The sequence below is a fragment of the Halomonas chromatireducens genome (assembly GCF_001545155.1).
GTDB classification, from domain to species: Bacteria; Pseudomonadota; Gammaproteobacteria; order Pseudomonadales; family Halomonadaceae; genus Halomonas; species Halomonas chromatireducens.
In genome coordinates, this window is the sequence record NZ_CP014226.1 from 1,975,896 (window position 1) to 1,992,423 (window position 16,528).

Annotated in this window: 16 protein-coding genes and 2 pseudogenes; 13 read left to right on the forward strand and 5 right to left on the reverse strand. The window is 61.2% G+C overall.

The genetic code is table 11. From position 1 onward, the window contains the following. Positions 1-112: 112 nt before the first annotated feature. From galU to uvrB, 4 genes and pseudogenes are all read left to right on the forward strand, one after another. On the forward strand, positions 113-1,003 hold the full coding sequence (galU, locus tag LOKO_RS09150) for a UTP--glucose-1-phosphate uridylyltransferase GalU (RefSeq protein WP_066448033.1): 891 nt from the start codon (positions 113-115) through the stop codon (positions 1,001-1,003). Positions 1,004-1,008: 5 nt separating this feature from the next. Continuing rightward, a complete protein-coding gene (locus LOKO_RS09155) occupies positions 1,009-2,346 on the forward strand; it encodes a UDP-glucose/GDP-mannose dehydrogenase family protein (protein ID WP_235588989.1) in 1,338 nt (445 codons plus the stop codon). Between the two features lie 18 nt (positions 2,347-2,364). After that, entirely contained in the window at positions 2,365-2,787 is a 423-nt protein-coding gene (locus LOKO_RS09160; protein WP_066448037.1) for an OsmC family protein, read from the forward strand. 67 nt (positions 2,788-2,854) lie between these two features. Next, positions 2,855-4,336 (forward strand): annotated as a pseudogene (gene uvrB / locus LOKO_RS09165) (excinuclease ABC subunit UvrB); the annotation flags it as partial. On the opposite strand, the pseudogene LOKO_RS18825 reads toward uvrB, so the two are convergent. Then, a pseudogene (locus LOKO_RS18825) lies at positions 4,328-4,450 on the reverse strand (methionine biosynthesis protein MetW); the annotation flags it as partial. The pseudogenes uvrB and LOKO_RS18825 overlap by 9 nt on opposite strands. A 173-nt stretch (positions 4,451-4,623) precedes the next feature. Here LOKO_RS18825 and LOKO_RS09170 point away from each other — a divergent pair. Beyond that, positions 4,624-5,358 (forward strand): amidase family protein, encoded by a 735-nt coding sequence (locus LOKO_RS09170; RefSeq protein WP_235588990.1) that lies wholly within the window; start codon positions 4,624-4,626, stop codon positions 5,356-5,358. A 13-nt stretch (positions 5,359-5,371) separates the two neighbouring features. Here LOKO_RS09170 and LOKO_RS09175 read toward each other — a convergent pair whose 3' ends face one another. Continuing rightward, positions 5,372-7,120, reverse strand: a complete 1,749-nt coding sequence (locus LOKO_RS09175) for a putative bifunctional diguanylate cyclase/phosphodiesterase (protein ID WP_066448041.1) — start codon at positions 7,118-7,120, stop codon at positions 5,372-5,374. Between the two features lie 342 nt (positions 7,121-7,462). On the opposite strand from LOKO_RS09175, the gene LOKO_RS09180 reads away from it, so the two are divergent. Further along, a complete protein-coding gene (locus LOKO_RS09180; protein WP_066448048.1) occupies positions 7,463-9,433 on the forward strand; it encodes a sensor domain-containing diguanylate cyclase in 1,971 nt (656 codons plus the stop codon). 47 nt (positions 9,434-9,480) lie between these two features. On the opposite strand, the gene LOKO_RS09185 is transcribed toward LOKO_RS09180, so the two are convergent. The 3 genes from LOKO_RS09185 to flgA form a co-directional block, all read right to left on the reverse strand. Beyond that, positions 9,481-9,930, reverse strand: coding sequence for a flagella synthesis protein FlgN (locus tag LOKO_RS09185; protein ID WP_066448050.1), 450 nt, complete (start codon positions 9,928-9,930; stop codon positions 9,481-9,483). Next, positions 9,927-10,214, reverse strand: coding sequence for a flagellar biosynthesis anti-sigma factor FlgM (gene flgM / locus LOKO_RS09190; RefSeq protein ID WP_066448053.1), 288 nt, complete (start codon positions 10,212-10,214; stop codon positions 9,927-9,929). The genes LOKO_RS09185 and flgM overlap by 4 nt, the downstream gene beginning before the upstream one ends. Before the next feature lie 152 nt (positions 10,215-10,366). Continuing rightward, positions 10,367-11,065 (reverse strand): flagellar basal body P-ring formation chaperone FlgA, encoded by a 699-nt coding sequence (flgA, locus tag LOKO_RS09195; RefSeq protein WP_066448055.1) that lies wholly within the window; start codon positions 11,063-11,065, stop codon positions 10,367-10,369. Between the two features lie 186 nt (positions 11,066-11,251). Here flgA and flgB point away from each other — a divergent pair, with 186 nt between their 5' ends. From flgB to LOKO_RS09230, 7 genes are all read left to right on the forward strand, one after another. Beyond that, the gene (gene flgB / locus LOKO_RS09200) at positions 11,252-11,665 is read left to right on the forward strand and encodes a flagellar basal body rod protein FlgB (RefSeq protein WP_066452302.1); all 414 of its coding nucleotides are present in this window, start codon (positions 11,252-11,254) and stop codon (positions 11,663-11,665) included. Positions 11,666-11,713: 48 nt separating this feature from the next. Then, positions 11,714-12,121 carry a flagellar basal body rod protein FlgC gene (gene flgC, locus LOKO_RS09205; RefSeq protein ID WP_066448057.1) on the forward strand — a complete coding sequence of 136 codons (408 nt, stop codon included), beginning with the start codon at positions 11,714-11,716 and terminating at the stop codon, positions 12,119-12,121. 5 nt (positions 12,122-12,126) lie between these two features. Further along, positions 12,127-12,819, forward strand: coding sequence for a flagellar hook assembly protein FlgD (gene flgD / locus LOKO_RS09210; protein WP_066448060.1), 693 nt, complete (start codon positions 12,127-12,129; stop codon positions 12,817-12,819). Between the two features lie 101 nt (positions 12,820-12,920). After that, positions 12,921-14,186 (forward strand): flagellar hook protein FlgE, encoded by a 1,266-nt coding sequence (gene flgE / locus LOKO_RS09215; RefSeq protein WP_066448063.1) that lies wholly within the window; start codon positions 12,921-12,923, stop codon positions 14,184-14,186. A 22-nt stretch (positions 14,187-14,208) separates the two neighbouring features. Further along, positions 14,209-14,964, forward strand: coding sequence for a flagellar basal body rod protein FlgF (locus LOKO_RS09220; protein WP_066448066.1), 756 nt, complete (start codon positions 14,209-14,211; stop codon positions 14,962-14,964). A 25-nt stretch (positions 14,965-14,989) separates the two neighbouring features. Beyond that, positions 14,990-15,772: a flagellar basal-body rod protein FlgG gene (flgG, locus tag LOKO_RS09225; RefSeq protein ID WP_066448068.1), complete on the forward strand. Its 783-nt coding sequence runs from the start codon at positions 14,990-14,992 to the stop codon at positions 15,770-15,772. A 50-nt stretch (positions 15,773-15,822) separates the two neighbouring features. Then, positions 15,823-16,524, forward strand: a complete 702-nt coding sequence (locus LOKO_RS09230) for a flagellar basal body L-ring protein FlgH (RefSeq protein ID WP_066448076.1) — start codon at positions 15,823-15,825, stop codon at positions 16,522-16,524. The last annotated feature ends 4 nt before the right edge of the window (positions 16,525-16,528 follow it).

Here is a 16,528-nt window from a genome sequence, read left to right on the forward strand (position 1 = left end):
TAGGTATCATGCACTATTGTACCCGTAGCGACCCGGGCTTTCCCATGACGGAATCATCGGTGGCCCGGGGGGATGATTTTCATCAACCGACTCAAGCGACAAGGAAGGCACAATGATTCGCAAGGCTGTTCTCCCCGTGGCCGGTTTCGGAACACGCTGCCTGCCGGCTTCCAAGGCGATTCCCAAGGAGATGATCACCATCGTCGACCGTCCCGTGATCCAATACGTGGTCAATGAAGCGGTCGCCGCCGGGATCCGTGATATCGTCCTGGTAACCCATGCCAGCAAGAGTGCCATCGAGAATCACTTTGACAAGCACTTCGAGCTCGAAGCGAGCCTTGAGGCCAAAGGCAAGCAGGAGCTTCTCGACGAGCTGAGAGCCATCGTTCCCGACGGCGTCAATATCATCAGCGTTCGCCAGCCCGAGCCTCTGGGCCTGGGCCATGCGGTACTCTGCGCTCGGCCCGTGATCGGAGATGATGAGCCCTTTGCCGTACTTCTCCCCGACGTCCTGGTGGATGGTGATGGACTCGAGCGCAACGACCTCGCCGGCATGATCGATGCCTTCGAGGCCAGTGGACGCTCCCAGCTGATGGTGGAGGAGGTGCCATGGGAGAATGTTCATCAATACGGCATCGTGGACCCCCAAGGTGGGGCGCCGTCGCCCGGCAAGTCCTGCCAACTGAATGGGGTGGTGGAGAAACCGTCACGTGATGAAGCGCCTTCCAACCTGGCCGTCATCGGCCGTTATATCCTGCCGGGCAAGATCTTCGCCCTGCTGGCAGAAACACCGCCCGGTGCCGGTAATGAGATTCAATTGACTGATGCCATCGAGACGCTGCGCCAGACCGATGGAGTCGATGCCTGGCGAATGAGGGGCAAGACCTACGACTGTGGCCACCAGCTCGGTTATCTCGAGGCCACCCTTGTCTATGGCCGTCGTCATCCGCGCTTCGGCGAGGGCTTTCGCGAATTGCTCTCCCGCTATAGCCAGCCGGAGTAACCGCCATGCGACTCGAAATTCATGGAAGTGAACTTGCGGCCGCCACGGCCGCCGCCGCCCTCTCGTGGGTAGGGCACCAGGTCCATTGGGTGCCCCACGACTCGCTGCCCTGGCCCCGCCTGCTGGAAGCCGACTGGCTGAAGCGCGAGCCCGACCTCATGGCCGGTATCCGGGAGGGGCGCGAGCTCGGCACCCTCACGGTGGAGGGCATTGACAGCCCAAAGCCGGGTGACATCAATATTCTCTGGCTCGCACTCTCCCCCGAGCAGCGCGACGAGGCCGGCGAACTGGTCGAGCAAGCCGCCGCACGTCACGCCAACGATATGATGCTGGTCAACAACTCCACCTTCCCTGTGGGCGAGACCGAGCGACTTGAGACACGACTGGGATCGCCCAAGGGACGCTCCGTGGCCCTGGTCGACATGCTGGAGGAGGGGCGCGCCTGGGCAAGTTTTACACGCCCAGGCCGCTGGTTGCTGGGCTGCGATGACGATCACGCCGAAGCCCAGGTGCGCGAACTGCTCCGCGCCTTCAATCGCCGTCGCGATGTGGTGCAGCGCATGCCGCGCCGTGCCGCCGAGCTGACCAAGCTGGCCACCATCGGCATGCTGGCAACGCGTATCAGCTACATGAACGAGATTGCGGGGTTGGCCGATAGCCTCGGGGTGGACGTGGAGCATGTCCGCCAGGGCATGGGTGCCGACTCACGGATCGGCTATGAGTACCTTTATCCAGGCTGCGGTTTCGGCGGACCCAACTTCTCCCGCGACTTGATGCGGCTGGCCAATGTTCAGGAGGCCAGCGGTCGTCATTCCGCACTGCTCGAGCAGGTCCTGGATATCAACGAACAGGTCAAGGAGACGCTGTTTCGCAAGCTCTGGACCCATTTCCACGGCCGCCTGTCGGGCCGGGTCTGGGGTGTTGAAGTCAACCCGGTCCTCACTCTTGCGCCGCCCCTCCAGGGCGGTGATCCAGTCGCTCATTACCGGTGGCTCCAGGTGCGTCATGTCAGGAAGAGTTTGGTTGTCATTCCTAGGGTATGCGGGCGAAGAGAGGGAATTGCAACCGGCTGTCGGTCGGTAGGTAGCGTGCTAAACTCGTCAATTCACTATCTGCCATCTCATCCGCCGGGTCAGGAGTCATCTATGGCACAGCAATCGCTGAGCTTTCATGGCGTGGAGAACGCCGATCAGGTCAACCGTATTACCACGGCGCTGATGATGCTGGACGGCGTCGAGTCGGCCGAGGTTGGCCGACATGGAGCCGATGTGGAGGGCAGGGTGTCTCGTGAGGCGCTGATCAAGGCCGTCCAGTCGCTAAAGCTTCCCATTGAAGTCCAGTAATCCAGCCGAGGTCATTTCATGAAGAAGACCATTGAAATCGTCAGTGAACGTAACAGTCTCTTGCGCCAAAGGGTTGAGCTTGATGGTTTCGAAGACATCTTCGTCGACGTACCCAAGGCCTTCGGTGGCGAGGGCAACGCACCCGATCCCCATGACTACTTCGACCTCTCGCTCGGTGCCTGCAAGGCGATCACCGCCCAGATGTATGCCAAGCGAAAGAAGTGGCCGCTGGAGGGCGTCAGTGTCACCGTCAATCGGGACGATAGCGAGGAACCGAAGGGGACCTATCGACTCGAAGTGGTGATGACATTCCATGGTATCGACGATCCGGAACAGCGGGCACGGTTGGAAGAGATCAGCCACAAGTGCCCGATCCATCGCCTGATGACCAGTTCAACGGTGGACGTCATCACGCGTACAGCCGATACCAGCGAAGTGTGAGCCTCTGGCAAATTGACATTGTCCCACCCAGGCGCCGATTTGGCGCCTGATGCAATCCGGAGCCGGCATGAGCAAGCCCTTTCGCCTTCAGTCGAATTTCCAGCCGGCCGGTGACCAGCCGGCGGCCATCGAAAGCCTTATCAGTGGGCTGGAGTCGGGCCTGACTCACCAGACCCTGCTGGGGGTGACCGGATCGGGGAAGACCTTCACCATGGCCAACGTGGTCCAGCGGCTGCAGCGTCCGACCATTGTCATGGCCCCCAACAAGACCCTCGCGGCCCAGCTCTATGGCGAGTTCAAGTCGTTCTTTCCCGACAATGCCATTGAGTATTTCGTTTCCTACTACGACTACTACCAGCCTGAAGCCTACGTACCGTCGTCGGATACCTTCATCGAAAAGGACGCCTCGATCAACGAGCATATCGAGCAGATGCGCCTGTCTGCCACCAAGGCGCTGCTGGAGCGGCGCGATGCCTTGATCGTAGTCTCGGTATCCGCAATTTATGGTCTGGGTGATCCGGAGCAGTACCTAAAAATGCGGTTGCACTTCACTCGCGGCGAGCTGATTCACCAGCGTGACTTCCTGCGCCGACTTGCCGAGCTGCAGTACACCCGCAACGACATGGATTTTCGTCGTGGCACCTACCGCGTGCGCGGCGATGTCATCGATATCTACCCGGCCGACTCCGACGAAGAAGCAGTGCGCGTGGAGCTATTCGACGACGAGATCGACTCCATCAGCCTGTTCGATCCGCTGACCGGAGAAGTGCGTGGGAAAGTGCCGCGCATGACCATCTACCCCAAGAGCCACTATGTGACGCCGCGAGAGACCATTGTGGCGGCAGCGGACCGGATCAAGGAGGAGCTTGTCGAGCGGCTGGAATGGCTGCGCAAGCATGACAAGCTGGTTGAAGCACAGCGATTGGAGCAGCGTACGCTCTACGACCTGGAAATGATGAATGAGCTAGGTTACTGCAACGGCATAGAGAACTACTCGCGTTACCTGTCCGGACGTGCGCCGGGCGAGCCACCACCCACCTTCTTCGATTACCTGCCGGCGGACGCGCTGCTGTTCATCGATGAATCCCACGTCAGCGTTCCCCAGGTCGGCGGCATGTACAAGGGTGACCGCTCACGCAAGGAGACGCTGGTAGAGTACGGCTTCCGCCTGCCGTCGGCGCTGGACAATCGCCCCATGAAGTTCGAGGAGTGGGAGCGCATCTCTCCCCAGACCATCTTTGTTTCGGCCACCCCTGGGCCCTACGAGGCGGCACACGCCGGCCAGCTCGTGGAGCAGGTGGTGCGCCCCACCGGGTTGCTCGACCCTGAGCTTGAGGTTCGCCCGGCGACGACCCAGGTGGATGACCTGCTCTCCGAGATACGCTTGCGCACAAATGTCGGCGAGCGGGTGCTGGTCACCACGCTGACCAAGCGGATGGCGGAAGACCTGACGGAGTACCTCGACGAGCATGACGTGCGCGTGCGCTACCTGCACTCCGATATCGACACCGTGGAGCGGGTCGAGATCATTCGTGACCTACGTCTTGGAGACCGGCATGTAGCCGCGAATACCGAGGTGTACACGGTGCCGCCAGTAGGCGAAGTTGGGGAAGGTAATGATGCACTCGTCGGCGACCCGCAGCATTTCGTCGAGCATCCGGTCGACGGCGAGCCCACCGCGCTGGCCCCGGACGAGATCGACATGACGCCGCTGGAAACCCGCCGCGTGGCGGGGCGCGACGGGCCGACCCACTGGCGCCTGGCAATCCCCCGTCGGAGGAACCAACCCTGTCGCACATCGGTCCCCTGACCCGTAATGTCACCGATGCGGTGAAGATGCTCAACGTCATCGGGCGCTACGACTATCGTGACCCTTATGCGACGCGGGGCCAGCCAGAGGATTGGGGCGAAGAGCTTGGTCAGGGGCTTCAGGGGCTGCGAATCGCCTATTCGCCGGATCTCGGCTATGCCAGGGTCGACCGCGACGTGGCAGAGCGCGTGCGCGCGGCTGCCCATAAGCTGGAGGCGCTTGGTGCCACCGTTGAAGAGGTCGACCCCGGGTTCGAATCGCCGCTGGATATCTTCAACAAGCTCTGGTTTACGGCATCGCTGGCTGTCTACGATGGAATGGATGAGCGCAATCGGCAATTGCTCGATCCGGGCATGGTTGCGGATGCCAGGCGAGCCGAGCAGTGGAGTGCGCTGGATCTGTTTTGCGCCCTGCGTGGCCGGGCCCGCTTGACCCAGCAGCTGGAGTACTTCAATCAGCAGTATCATCTGGTGATGACACCCTCGGTGGCGATCTCGCCATTCGAGCTTTTGCACAATGTGCCACCTGAACGGGACATGCGAGACTGGGAGGAGTGGGCGCCGTTTTCCTACCCTTTCAACCTCAGCCAGCAGCCTGCGGCATCGGTGCCCTGTGGCTTTACCGACGCCGGCTTACCCGTCGGTTTTCAACTGGCGGGGGGGAAGCATGATGACGCGCGTGTTTTGCGTGTCGCCCATGCTTTCATGGAGGCCTATCCGGCACGCTATCCTGCTGTGCCTAACCCGTATCAGAGCGGATAGAACGCAGCCCAGGCTAGCGGCGGGCTGACGTACGTTCGGATAGCCACTGCTCCAGCTCCTCTGCGGATATGGCGGGGCAGTAGTAATCGCCCTGTGCATGTTTGCAGGATAGGCGGCTCACGGTGGTGGCTATAGCCTGATCATCGATGCCAATGACTACCGGCTCGATATGGAGGGCCTGAAGTAGACGGCACAGCGCTTCCATCAGGTTGCGCTCATTCTGATGGGGCGCTCTGGTCAGGCCGGCATTGATCTTGGCTCTGTCGAAGGGTAGGCGAGAGAGCCATGCGAGGTCGAAAGAATGGGTGCCCAGTCCATCGATGGTGAGGCGAACGCCCAGCCTCTCCAGCCGCTTGAGCATATGGGACGTGCCGTCCAGGTTGCTGGATAACCCCTGGCTAGGTATCTGCAGCACCATCCAGGCCAGTGAGTCGAGCTGCTGTTGACGAAGAAAATGGTCGAGAGGTCTTCTATCGAAGGTATCGTGTACCAAATGTGACTCGCAGAGACGAATCGATACGGGCAACTGGGCAAGCGATGAAGCGCTTTCCAGCCAACCCAGATGATGGCCGATGACGCTCTGTATCACCCAGCGATCAAGGCGAATACCCAAGCCCAAGCGGGATATGGTGTCGACGAAGGCTTCAGGGGGAAGTTTCCATTCCTTGGGATGTTGCCAGCGCAGTACGGCCTCCAGGCCGGTGCAGCAGCCGGTATCGACATCGATTTCGGGCTGGAAGAGAAGGCGAAAATGGCGCTCGGGTAGATGAATGGCTTCGCTTAGCCGGCTCTCGAGACGATGTTTTTCCTTCAGCTTGGCCGTCAGGCGATGATCGACGAAGGCCAGGCGCCCCGGTCCCTTCTTACGCGCCGTATACATGGCGCTGCGTGCCGCGGTGATCAGCGCTTCCTCATCCTGGGCGTCGCTCGGGTAAAGGGCGATACCGATGGAGGCCGTCAGCAGCAGATAGCGACTCCCGGAGAGAAAAGGCGGCTCCAGCGCCTCCTGCAGCCGCTCTGTCACCACCTGGGCGGCTTCCGCCGTGCCATCCTTTTCCAGCAAGACGATGAACTGGTCGCCACCCAGCCTGGCCAGGGTGTCCCGGCTGCGCAGGGCTTTCTGCAGTCGCTGGGCCAGCTCGCCCAGCAGTCGGTCCCCTTCCACGTGCCCGACGGCATCATTGATTGCCTTGAAGCGATCGATATCGATGAACAGTACGGCAAGCCCGTTATCGGCACGCTCCGCCTGGGCCAGGGCGTGATTGAGGCGGTCACGCAGCAGCAGCCAGTTGGGGAGTCCGGTCATCGGGTCGACATGGACCCAGTGTCTGTCACCTAGCTGCTTTCCACTGGGGGTGGCGAGGCTGACGAAGGTGCGCAGATAGTGATGCGGCCGCTGCTGTTCATCGAGTAGGGCATCGACGGTCATCAGGACAGGCATCGATTCACCGTCGTCACGGCGGCACAGGACTTCCTGTTGCCAGGAAGTGAGCTCATCGGCATTCGCGCCTGGCTCGGCTCCAATCGGCGATGGTGTCCTCAAGGAAGCAAAGAAGTGTTCGACTGGCCAGCCTGCGACCTCGCTGCACTCACAGCCGGCAATGCGGCAGAAGGCCTCATTGGCCATGACGATTAGGCCGGCGGCATCTGTCAGGACCATGCCGGTCTGTCCCTGCTCGAACGCGCTCTGGATGAGCCGTGCGGGATGTTGGGCCAGTGAGCTGACCCTGTCGCCGGGTGGGCGTTTGCCGTGATGACTCATCGATTCGCCGAATTAGCCCCTGCTGTTTTCGGTTGAAACGTCGAGGTGAGATTCGACGCTGCCATGAGAGATTATCGTCATGAACGGTCCAGACTTTAGCGCTGCGCAAGGTTAAATTCGGATCTGCCCTCAAAAACCAATCATCATTAGGTATTGACGCCTGAGCGGGTCTCAAGTTCGGAGACCGGACGCCGATACAAGAGTAAATATGTCGATCCTTGAGGCAGCTGGATCGCCAAGGGTGGTTTCAGGCTTAGCGTCGTTCTTAGTGAGTGGGTCGCTTGGCTCCCGATTTTATCGCCGAAGGGGACCGCGTTGCGCATATCGGTTCGGATGGAAGCAATGACTCGATTCCTCTGCTCTCTGCAGGGGCGACTGCTTGCCGGCCTTGCCGCGACGTGGCTGGTGATTGTGGGCATTCTCATGGTGCTGGCCTGGCAGTATGGCAAGGCACTGGTGGATGAGGTCAATCTCGATCACCTGCGTGACGAGTCGCGCCTGATTGCCGATGGCCTGACCGAGAAGGTTAATCGTCGCCTGAATGCCCTGGGGCGACTGGCGCCGAATCTGCAGGGAATGAGCCCGGATGAGCTGGGTACTGCCCTCGATCGTAACCAGGCCCTGCTGGAATGGTTCGAGGGCATCATGGTAACCGGTCCCGACGGCGTCGTGCTTGCCGACTGGCCAGTGGTGGAGGGGCGTGTCGGTCTTGATACATCGGAAACCGAATATTTTCGCTTGATGAGTCACTCCCCTTGGCCCTATGTCAGCAAGCCATTCGTGGGTCGGGCCAGCGGCGACAACCTGGTGCTGATGCTGGTGCCGCGGTTCGATGAGCAGGGGGCTTTCAGCGGAGTTGTCGGAGGGATGGTCAACCTGACAGGGGGTGGGTTGTTCCGTTGGCTCGAGCGAAGCTGGCTGGGCGAAGAGGGGCGTGTCTCTGTGTTGTCGGCATCGGGCGAGGTCTTGTTTCATCCTGGGCGGACGAGCAGGCAGGCGTTCAATGGTTTGCCGTCACTTGACCTGGCTCTGGAGGGCTGGGAGGGGGAAACCATTGCCCGCGGGATCGATGGCGAGTCGACGCTGATGTCCTATCGCCAGATCAGGCCGGCGAACTGGGTGGTCAAGGTATCGTTGCCCCGGTCACAGGTTCGTGCGCCGCTGGGGGACTATCTCGTTACCCTTTGGTGGGCTTGGCTGGTATTGGCGGTAGTATTGATGTTCAGCATGCGCTGGTTGGTCAGGCGCATGCTCAAGCCGCTGCACCGCCTCGAGCAGCAGATCGCTCAGGTAGGGGCGGGGGAGCGTCGCTACCTGGCGCTCTCCACCAGCATGGAGGAGTTGAGGCAGGTAGCCGGCAGTTTCAACCGTCTGGAGCATGAGCGCCTCTCGGCCCTGGAGCACCTTCGGGATCGGCAGGCCTTTCTCGATGCCGTGCTGGGATCAACGCCGATAGGCATGTTCGTGGCTGACCTCAAGGGTCACCTGAACTACATGAACCCGGCGCTGCTGGAGCTGCTGGGACTCGATGCGTCGTGTACTCCCGAGGAGTGGTGGGGCCGAATTCATCCGGATGACCGCCAGGGAACCCAGGATATGTGGCGTCACTCCCTGTCGACCGGCAATGACTTCATGCGTCAGCTCCGCTTTCATCATCAGGATGGTGTCACCCTGTGGGTGGAAGTGCATGCAAGCCAGGTGAAGGGCAGCGATCAGCCCCTCGGGTTCGTGGGTATGGTGAAGGACATTACCGAGCGTCGCCAGCAGGAGGCGTTGCAGCGATGGGAGGCGGAGCATGACCCGCTGACGGGACTGCTCAACCGCCGGGGTTTCGAGCGGCGTCTGGAGGAGGCGCTGGCGGAATACGCCAAGACCGGTACCCCGTCGGTGCTGATACTCTTCGATCTGGACCATTTCAAGCCCATCAACGACGAAGGCGGGCATGCCCTGGGCGACGAAATGCTTCGTCGTATCGCCCAGGTGGTGGCTTGGGAGGTTCGCCGTAGCGACCACGTTGCTCGCCAGGGTGGAGACGAGTTCGCCGTGCTGCTGCCCAGCTGTACCCTCAAGCAGGCCCAGGAGATTGCGGAATCCCTGCGGCGAGTGGTTTCCGAGGTTACTGTGGTGAATGAGAGCAGGGTCTACAGCATTACACTTAGCATGGGGGTGACTGCGTTCCAGGAGGGGGATGATGCCGTCGAGACCGTGCTGGCCCGAGCCGATGCCGCCAGCTACAAGGCCAAGGCCAATGGCCGCAACGCCGTGGTCATGGCGGATCCCGACGACGGCAGCCTTATCGACTCTCTATGGTAAGAGGGTAGGCCGACTTGCTGTGGTAAACGCTTGCGGGTGGTAATGGGTCATACCGACGTGTTGAAGCGTCCCGGCTGCGCCCTTACTCGACCGCTGGCGCCATAGGTCGTCTTCTCGGCGGCCTCGTGAATGAATTCGAGGAGGCGCTTGTTCTGGCCCATGCGCAGGCCAACAAGCTGGCCGTTCATCGTGTTGAGCCGATGGGCCTTCTGCGTTCGCTCCATCGTGCTTTCCCATGCCTCCAGGCAGCCGGCATCTTCGGCGGCCTGTCGGGCACCAGCGGCGCCCTCGGCATAGCCCAGGCGCTGCTGAACGTTACGGCGCAAGGTCTCTGTGGCTTCCAGTTGCTGCAGTCGCTGCTGCTTGAGTTCGGCAACCTCGGCGAGCTGGCGCCCGTCGATATCGGCGGCGGCAAGCAGCTCGCGCTCCTGCTCAAGCAGTTCGATCACGCCATCAAGGCGCTGCTGCTGCTCGCGGAGAAGCTTGGTCAGGCTCATTCGTCACCATTACCTGCAGTCGGTTGCAGCGACTCGATCAACCCGTCGGCGATCCGGTCGGCGCGAATTTCCAGGCGGCCTTCCCGAATGGCCTCGCGAATCTCCTCGACCCTGACGGTGTCGATGTCGCGGGAGCTGTCGGCGGCATTCTGCCGCAGGTGCGTGGTGGCCGCGGGGCCGGCATCCTGCTGGCTGGACTGACTGGTACTCTTGACCGGCTGCGCTTCCTCGCGGGGCGTCGTCGGTGTCGGGCGAGTCAGGGGGTTCTGGCTGTTGATCTTCACTATATTGGCCTCGTGACCGGTGCTTTTACACGCTATCGGCTGCTCCGGAGAAAACTTTAGGCAATGATATAGCGAACACGCGCGAGGCGCATCCGCAGGTTAGTGTAGCAAGCCAGCGTCGAGAGTGTCGGCATGGCATGCCGAGCCACCGTTCAGAAATCGACGATCACCATTCCTTCTCCTGCCACGCGTCCAGTGACGACCTCGCGAGAGTCGAAACGTATCCGGATGCGGTCACCCAGCCCTCCTGGCTCCAGTGCCTCTCCTTCACGTGAGACGCGAAACCCCGTGCCCCGGGCCTCGACCACGACGCGCTGATTGCGTTCCACCAGCGGCAGGGAGCGGAACTGGTGGGCCTGCAGCGGCTGCCCCGCACGCAGCGTGCGAGTCGCCAACTGGCCAATGATCTGCTCCGCATCGAGCAGGGCATTGTTGGGAAGCTCCGCCAGGTTGCCTTGTCGCTGTTCCAGGTGCTCCGGGCGAACTGTATCGCCAGCGTTGAGCGTGGCTGCCAGGACCGGGTATTCGCCGAGAACGCCGATTTCAGCCTGCATGTAGCGCACCTGGCGCCCATCGCTGCCGCAGCGCACACCTACCGATACCCGCCCGAGAGGCAGTTCGCCTTCCCGGGTCAGGAAGGGCTGGGGTGAAACGCACTCCGGCATTCGGGCCGAAGGAGGCCGCAGCTCGATGATGATTTCCTCGCCCAGGGGCTGTGCCTCGCTGTACAGGAAGCCATGTACGGCCTGGAGCAGGGCGTCGTCGTCGGCCTTGGCGATGCCGGGAAGCAGCGCCAGGCTGGCGAGTATCGGCCACAAAGTGAACAGGAGCTTGAAGGGGAGACGCTGCATGGCATTTGGCCGAGGTTGGTGATGGTGCCAGTGAATTCTAGCGCCCGCCGATTTCATGAAACAGCGGAAATGAATGCGGAAAACCGGTCTGTTCTTGCCATTGATGTGACACCACTCTGGCTATTCTTCACTCTCAACAAGTTCCGCACACTGTTCATATTGAGTTTTGACCACGGGAGCGCCGGCATGATCGATAAGCTCGAGGCCGCCTTTAACTACCACCAGCAGGCGCTGGGCTTGCGCCAGGAGCGCCACAAGGTGCTGGCCAGCAATATCGCCAATGCCGATACGCCGAATTACAAGGCGCGCGACATGGATTTTGCCGGCGAGCTCAAGAAGGCGGTCGAGCATGGTCGCTCATCCGGTGGCGGTTTGTCACTGGCAAGGACGTCTGCAGGGCATCTGGGCGGGCAGGGCTTCGCACCGACCAGCCAGAACTTGCTGTATCGCGTACCTGACCAGCCGAGCCTGGACGGGAACACGGTCGACATGGATCGCGAGCGTACCCAGTTCGCCGACAATTCGGTGCGCTATCAGGCTGCGCTCACCATCCTCAATAGCCGGATCCAGGGCCTGAAGAACGCCATGCAGCCTGAGTAATCCGAGCCAGAGTCATCCGAGCCAGAGTAATCAGAGAGAGACCGCACCATGTCGATGTTTTCCGTTTTCGATATTGCAGGCTCGGCCATGAGCGCCCAGTCGCAACGCATGAATGTCACGGCCAGCAACCTGGCCAACGCCGACAGCGTGGCGGGGCCGGATGGCGAGGCCTATCGCGCCAAGCAGGTGCTCTTCGAGGCGCGCAATCAGGGCGCCCATGGCATCGGCGGGGTGGGTGTGCGCAGCGTGGTGGAAGATACCTCGCCCATGCGCATGGAGTACCGCCCCGAGCACCCGCTGGCCAATGACGATGGCTACGTGACCATGCCCAACGTCGAGCCGGTACACGAGATGGTCAACATGATCTCGGCTTCCCGCTCCTACCAGGCCAACGTCGAAGTCATGAATACGAGCAAGCAGATGATGCTCAAGACACTCACCTTGGGTGAAGGGTAACCGCCATGTCCACGACCATTGATGCCAATGTCGTCACGCGTCTGAATCAGGGTGGCCCTTCCGGCCGCGATGCCAGTCAATCCGCCGAACTGCGCAACAATTTCATGACCCTGCTGATTGCCCAGATGCAGAATCAGGACCCGCTCGATCCCATGGACAACCATGAGATGACCACGCAGCTGGCGCAGATCAACACCGTCAGCGGCATCGAGGATCTCAACAAGACCTTGAAGGGCATCACCAGCCAGATGGACGCCGGCCAGACCCTGCAGGCGACCGGGCTGATCGGCAAGGGCGTGCTGGTACCGGGCGACCGCGTGCTGATGGAGACTGACGCGGACGGCAACACCCACACCACACCCTTCGGTATCGAGCTAGGCCAGGCGGCCGATAATGTGCGTGTGACGATCACCAACGCCAGTGGCCAGGTGGTCAACCGCTACAACATCGGCTCCGTCAAGGCCGGGGTCGAGTCCTTCACCTGGGATGGCCGAACCACCGAAGGTGAGGCGGCGGCTCCGGGTTCCTATCGCGTGCGTGTCGAAGCCACTAGCGGCGATAAGACACTGAATGCCTCAACGCTCAACTATGCCGTGGTTGGTGGGGTGACGCCGCCCGACGGCAATGGCGGTGTGAAACTCGACCTGGGCGCCATCTATGGCCAGGTCGGCCTGGGTGACATCAAGCAGATTCTTTGATTCGCAGCAGTGGTTTTCGCATAAAGGAAGCGCTGAATATGGGTTTCCTGATCAGAACCGCGAAAGCGGCATAAAAAATTAGGCAGGCAGAGGAACGAAACATGAGCTTTTCCCAAGCACTGAGTGGCCTTAACTCCCAGGCACAGAAGCTGGGCACTATCGGCAACAACATCGCCAACTCCCAGACGGTGGGTTTCAAGGGATCCAACGTACAGTTCTCTGATGTCTTTGCCGGCTCGAAGGTCGGCCTGGGCACGCGGGTATCGTCCGTGCTGCAGAACTTCAATGAAGGTAACGTCGAGTCCACCAACCGTAACCTGGACCTGGCGATCGCCGGCGATGGCTTCTTCCGCTTCCAGGACCCCAGCGGCGAAGTGGTCTACTCCCGCAACGGTCAGCTCTCCATGACCTCCGAGGGCAACCTGATCAACGCCCAGGGCGCCCAGATCATGGGCTTCGGGCTCAATGCCGCCGGCCAGGTGCAGGCAGGCGGGCAGCCGGTGCCGCTGAATGTCTCCGCGGAAGAGTTGGACGCGAGTGCCACCACTCGCGTTAGTACCACGATCAACCTGGATGCCCGCAAAGTAGCAGGAGATGATCTCAGCACAGTGGAAAGTTCTAATGGTGTTGATATCAAATACCACTATTCAAATAACTTTACCGTTTTCGATTCGCTGGGCAATCCGCGAAATATCACTGTGTATTATGAGAAAGTGGATGAGGTGGATGGGGTAGCCGCCCAGAATACATGGCTTGCTCGTATGACCCTCGATGGTCAGGCGTTGATGGACGAGGATGACGACGACGTTGCCCGCGAATTCCCAGTTGTGTTCAACGCCAATGGTCAACTGACACAGCCTGTTGGCGGTGTGTTCACCGATGTGACTTTCGATAGCGGTGACTTCTTCGCCGGGGAGCCAGAAGACCTGATTTTTGATCTTAACCTTGCCGGCACCACTCAGTTCGGCAATACCTCCACGGTCAGCAGTCTTAACCAGGACGGCTACACCTCCGGCACCCTGGTGGGCATCACCATCAACGATGACGGCACCATCATGCGCAACTACTCCAACGAGCAGTCGCGCCCGGCCGGCCAGGTCGCCCTGGTGAGTTTCCGCAATCCCGAAGGGCTGACGCCTGCCGGCGACAACGTCTGGACGGCCAGTGCCACCTCCGGTCAGGAACTTATCGGCGCACCGGGTACCGGTCTGCTGGGCAGCGTGGTCTCCGGTGCCATCGAGACCTCCAACGTGGACATGGCCCGTGAGCTGGTGGACATGATCGTGGCGCAGCGGGCCTATCAGGCCAACTCCCAGACGATCAAGACCCAGGACGAACTCCTGCAGACCGCCATCAACCTGCGCTAAGCCTGGAACGGGAGCCTGAGCCATGGATCGCATCCTCTACACCGCCATGAGCGGGGCCAAGCAGAGCATGGAGCAGCAGGCGGTGGTCAGCCACAACCTGTCGAACGTGTCGACTGCCGGGTTTCGCGCCCAGCTGCATGCCATGCGCGCCGTGCCGGTACAGGGCGAAGGCGCGCTGCCGACGCGCGTGTCGGTAGCGGCGACCACGCCGGGCAGCGACTTTTCGGCGGGTCCCATCAACCACACCGGCCGGCCCATGGACGTGGCGCTGGAAGGCGACGCCTGGATTGCCGTGCAAGCTGATGATGGCACCGAGGCCTATACCCGGCGCGGCGATCTTCAGGTCGACGGCGATGGCCTGGTTACCCTGGTGGGGCGGCCGGTGATTGGCGACGGTGGGCCCATCGTCGTGCAGTTGGGTGCCAGCCTGTCGGTTGGTGCCGACGGTACCCTCAGCGGTATTGGCGAAGGGGAGAATCCCGAAGCGCTGGTGGACATGGGGCGTATCAAGCTGGTCACCCCGGAACAGGCCCTGCAGCGTGGCGATGACGGCCTCTTCCGTCCGGCGCCCAATGCCGAAGGCGACGTGGTCGCGCTTCCCGCCGACGAGAATGCCAGGGTCGCCAGTGGCGCCCTTGAAGGTAGCAATGTCAGCGCCATCGAGGCGATGGTCTCGATGATCGACGTGGCGCGGCGCTATGAAATGCAGATGAAGGTAATCAGCACTGCAGATGAAAATGCCCAGCGGGCCAACAACCTGCTTTCCATTCAAGGCTAAGGCCCGACGGGTTTAGGAAACGAATATGATCAAGTCACTTTGGACAGCCAAGACCGGCCTGGAATCCCAGCAGGTCAAGCTGGACGTCATCTCCAACAACCTGGCCAACGTCAGCACCAATGGCTTCAAGCGCTCGCGTGCTGTTTTCGAGGATCTGCTATACCAGAACCTGCGTCAGCCCGGTGCCCAGAACGACGTACAGAACCGCCTGCCTTCCGGACTGCAGGTGGGCTCCGGCGTACGACCGGTTGCCACCGAGCGCCTGCACACCCAGGGTGGGCTCGAGCAGACCGAGAACTCCCGCGACCTGGCGATCAACGGCAACGGTTTCTTTCAGGTGCTGATGCCGGATGGCGGCACCGCCTACACCCGGGACGGGAGCTTCCAGCTCAACGAGAACGGCCAGATGGTCAACGCCAACGGCTATCCGCTGGAGCCGGCCATCATCATTCCCGACAACGCTCTGTCGATTTCCATCGGTGAAGACGGCATCGTTTCGGTGACCCAGCCCGGCGTGAACCAGGCGTTGGAAATCGGCCAGATCACCGTCTCGACTTTCGTCAACGCGACCGGTCTCGAGAGCATCGGTGGCAACCTCTACCGGGAAACCACCTCATCCGGTCCGCGCAACGAGACCATGCCGGGCATGAACGGTGCCGGCCGCTTGTTCCAGGGCTACGTGGAAACCTCCAACGTCAACGTGGTGGAGGAGATGGTCAGCATGATCCAGACCCAGCGCGCCTACGAGATCAATAGCCGCGCCGTTCAGACAAGCGATGAGATGCTGGCCCGTTTGAGCCAGCTCTGATAGATGACGGCATGACGATTACCACTCCCTGCCATGGGAAGCGAGCAAGCATGAACGGCGCGGTTTTTTCAACATCGAGGTTGCTCCTGGTTCTCCTCGCCCTGACGGTTCTGGCCCTGGGCGGTTGTGCACAGGTGCCCCGTGCCTCGGTGGTCGGGGAGCAGGAGCAGATCGCCATCATGGAGCCGCCGCCTCGCCTGGCCAATGGCTCGATCTACCAGGCGCATCGCGGCTCACAGCCGCTGTTCGAGGACCGGCGTCCGCGCATGATCGGCGACATCCTTACCATCGTGCTGGATGAGCAGGTGAGTGCCAACAAGAACTCACAGTCCAACGCGAATCGCAGCGGTTCAGCTGGGCTCGATATTTCCGCGCTCCCCGATGTGCTCGAGCGCCTGGCCGAGCAAGGCATCGATCTGTCCGGCGACCTTTCCGGCAGCAGTGCCTTCAACGGCGGCGGCGGCTCCCAGGCCAGCAACAGCATGACCGGTACCATCACCGTGTCGGTACTCGAGGTGATGCATAACGGCAACCTGCGAGTGCGTGGCGAGAAGCAGATCGCCATCAATCAGGGAGTGGAGTTCATCCGTTTCTCCGGCGTTGTGAATCCGCGCACCATCACCGGCCAGAATACCGTGCCCTCCACGGCGGTGGCCGATGCCCGTATCGAATACGTGGGTAGTGGCTATATCCATGAGGCGCAGCATATGGGCTGGTTGCAGCGGTTCTTCCTCAATGTATCGCCCTTCTAACGAT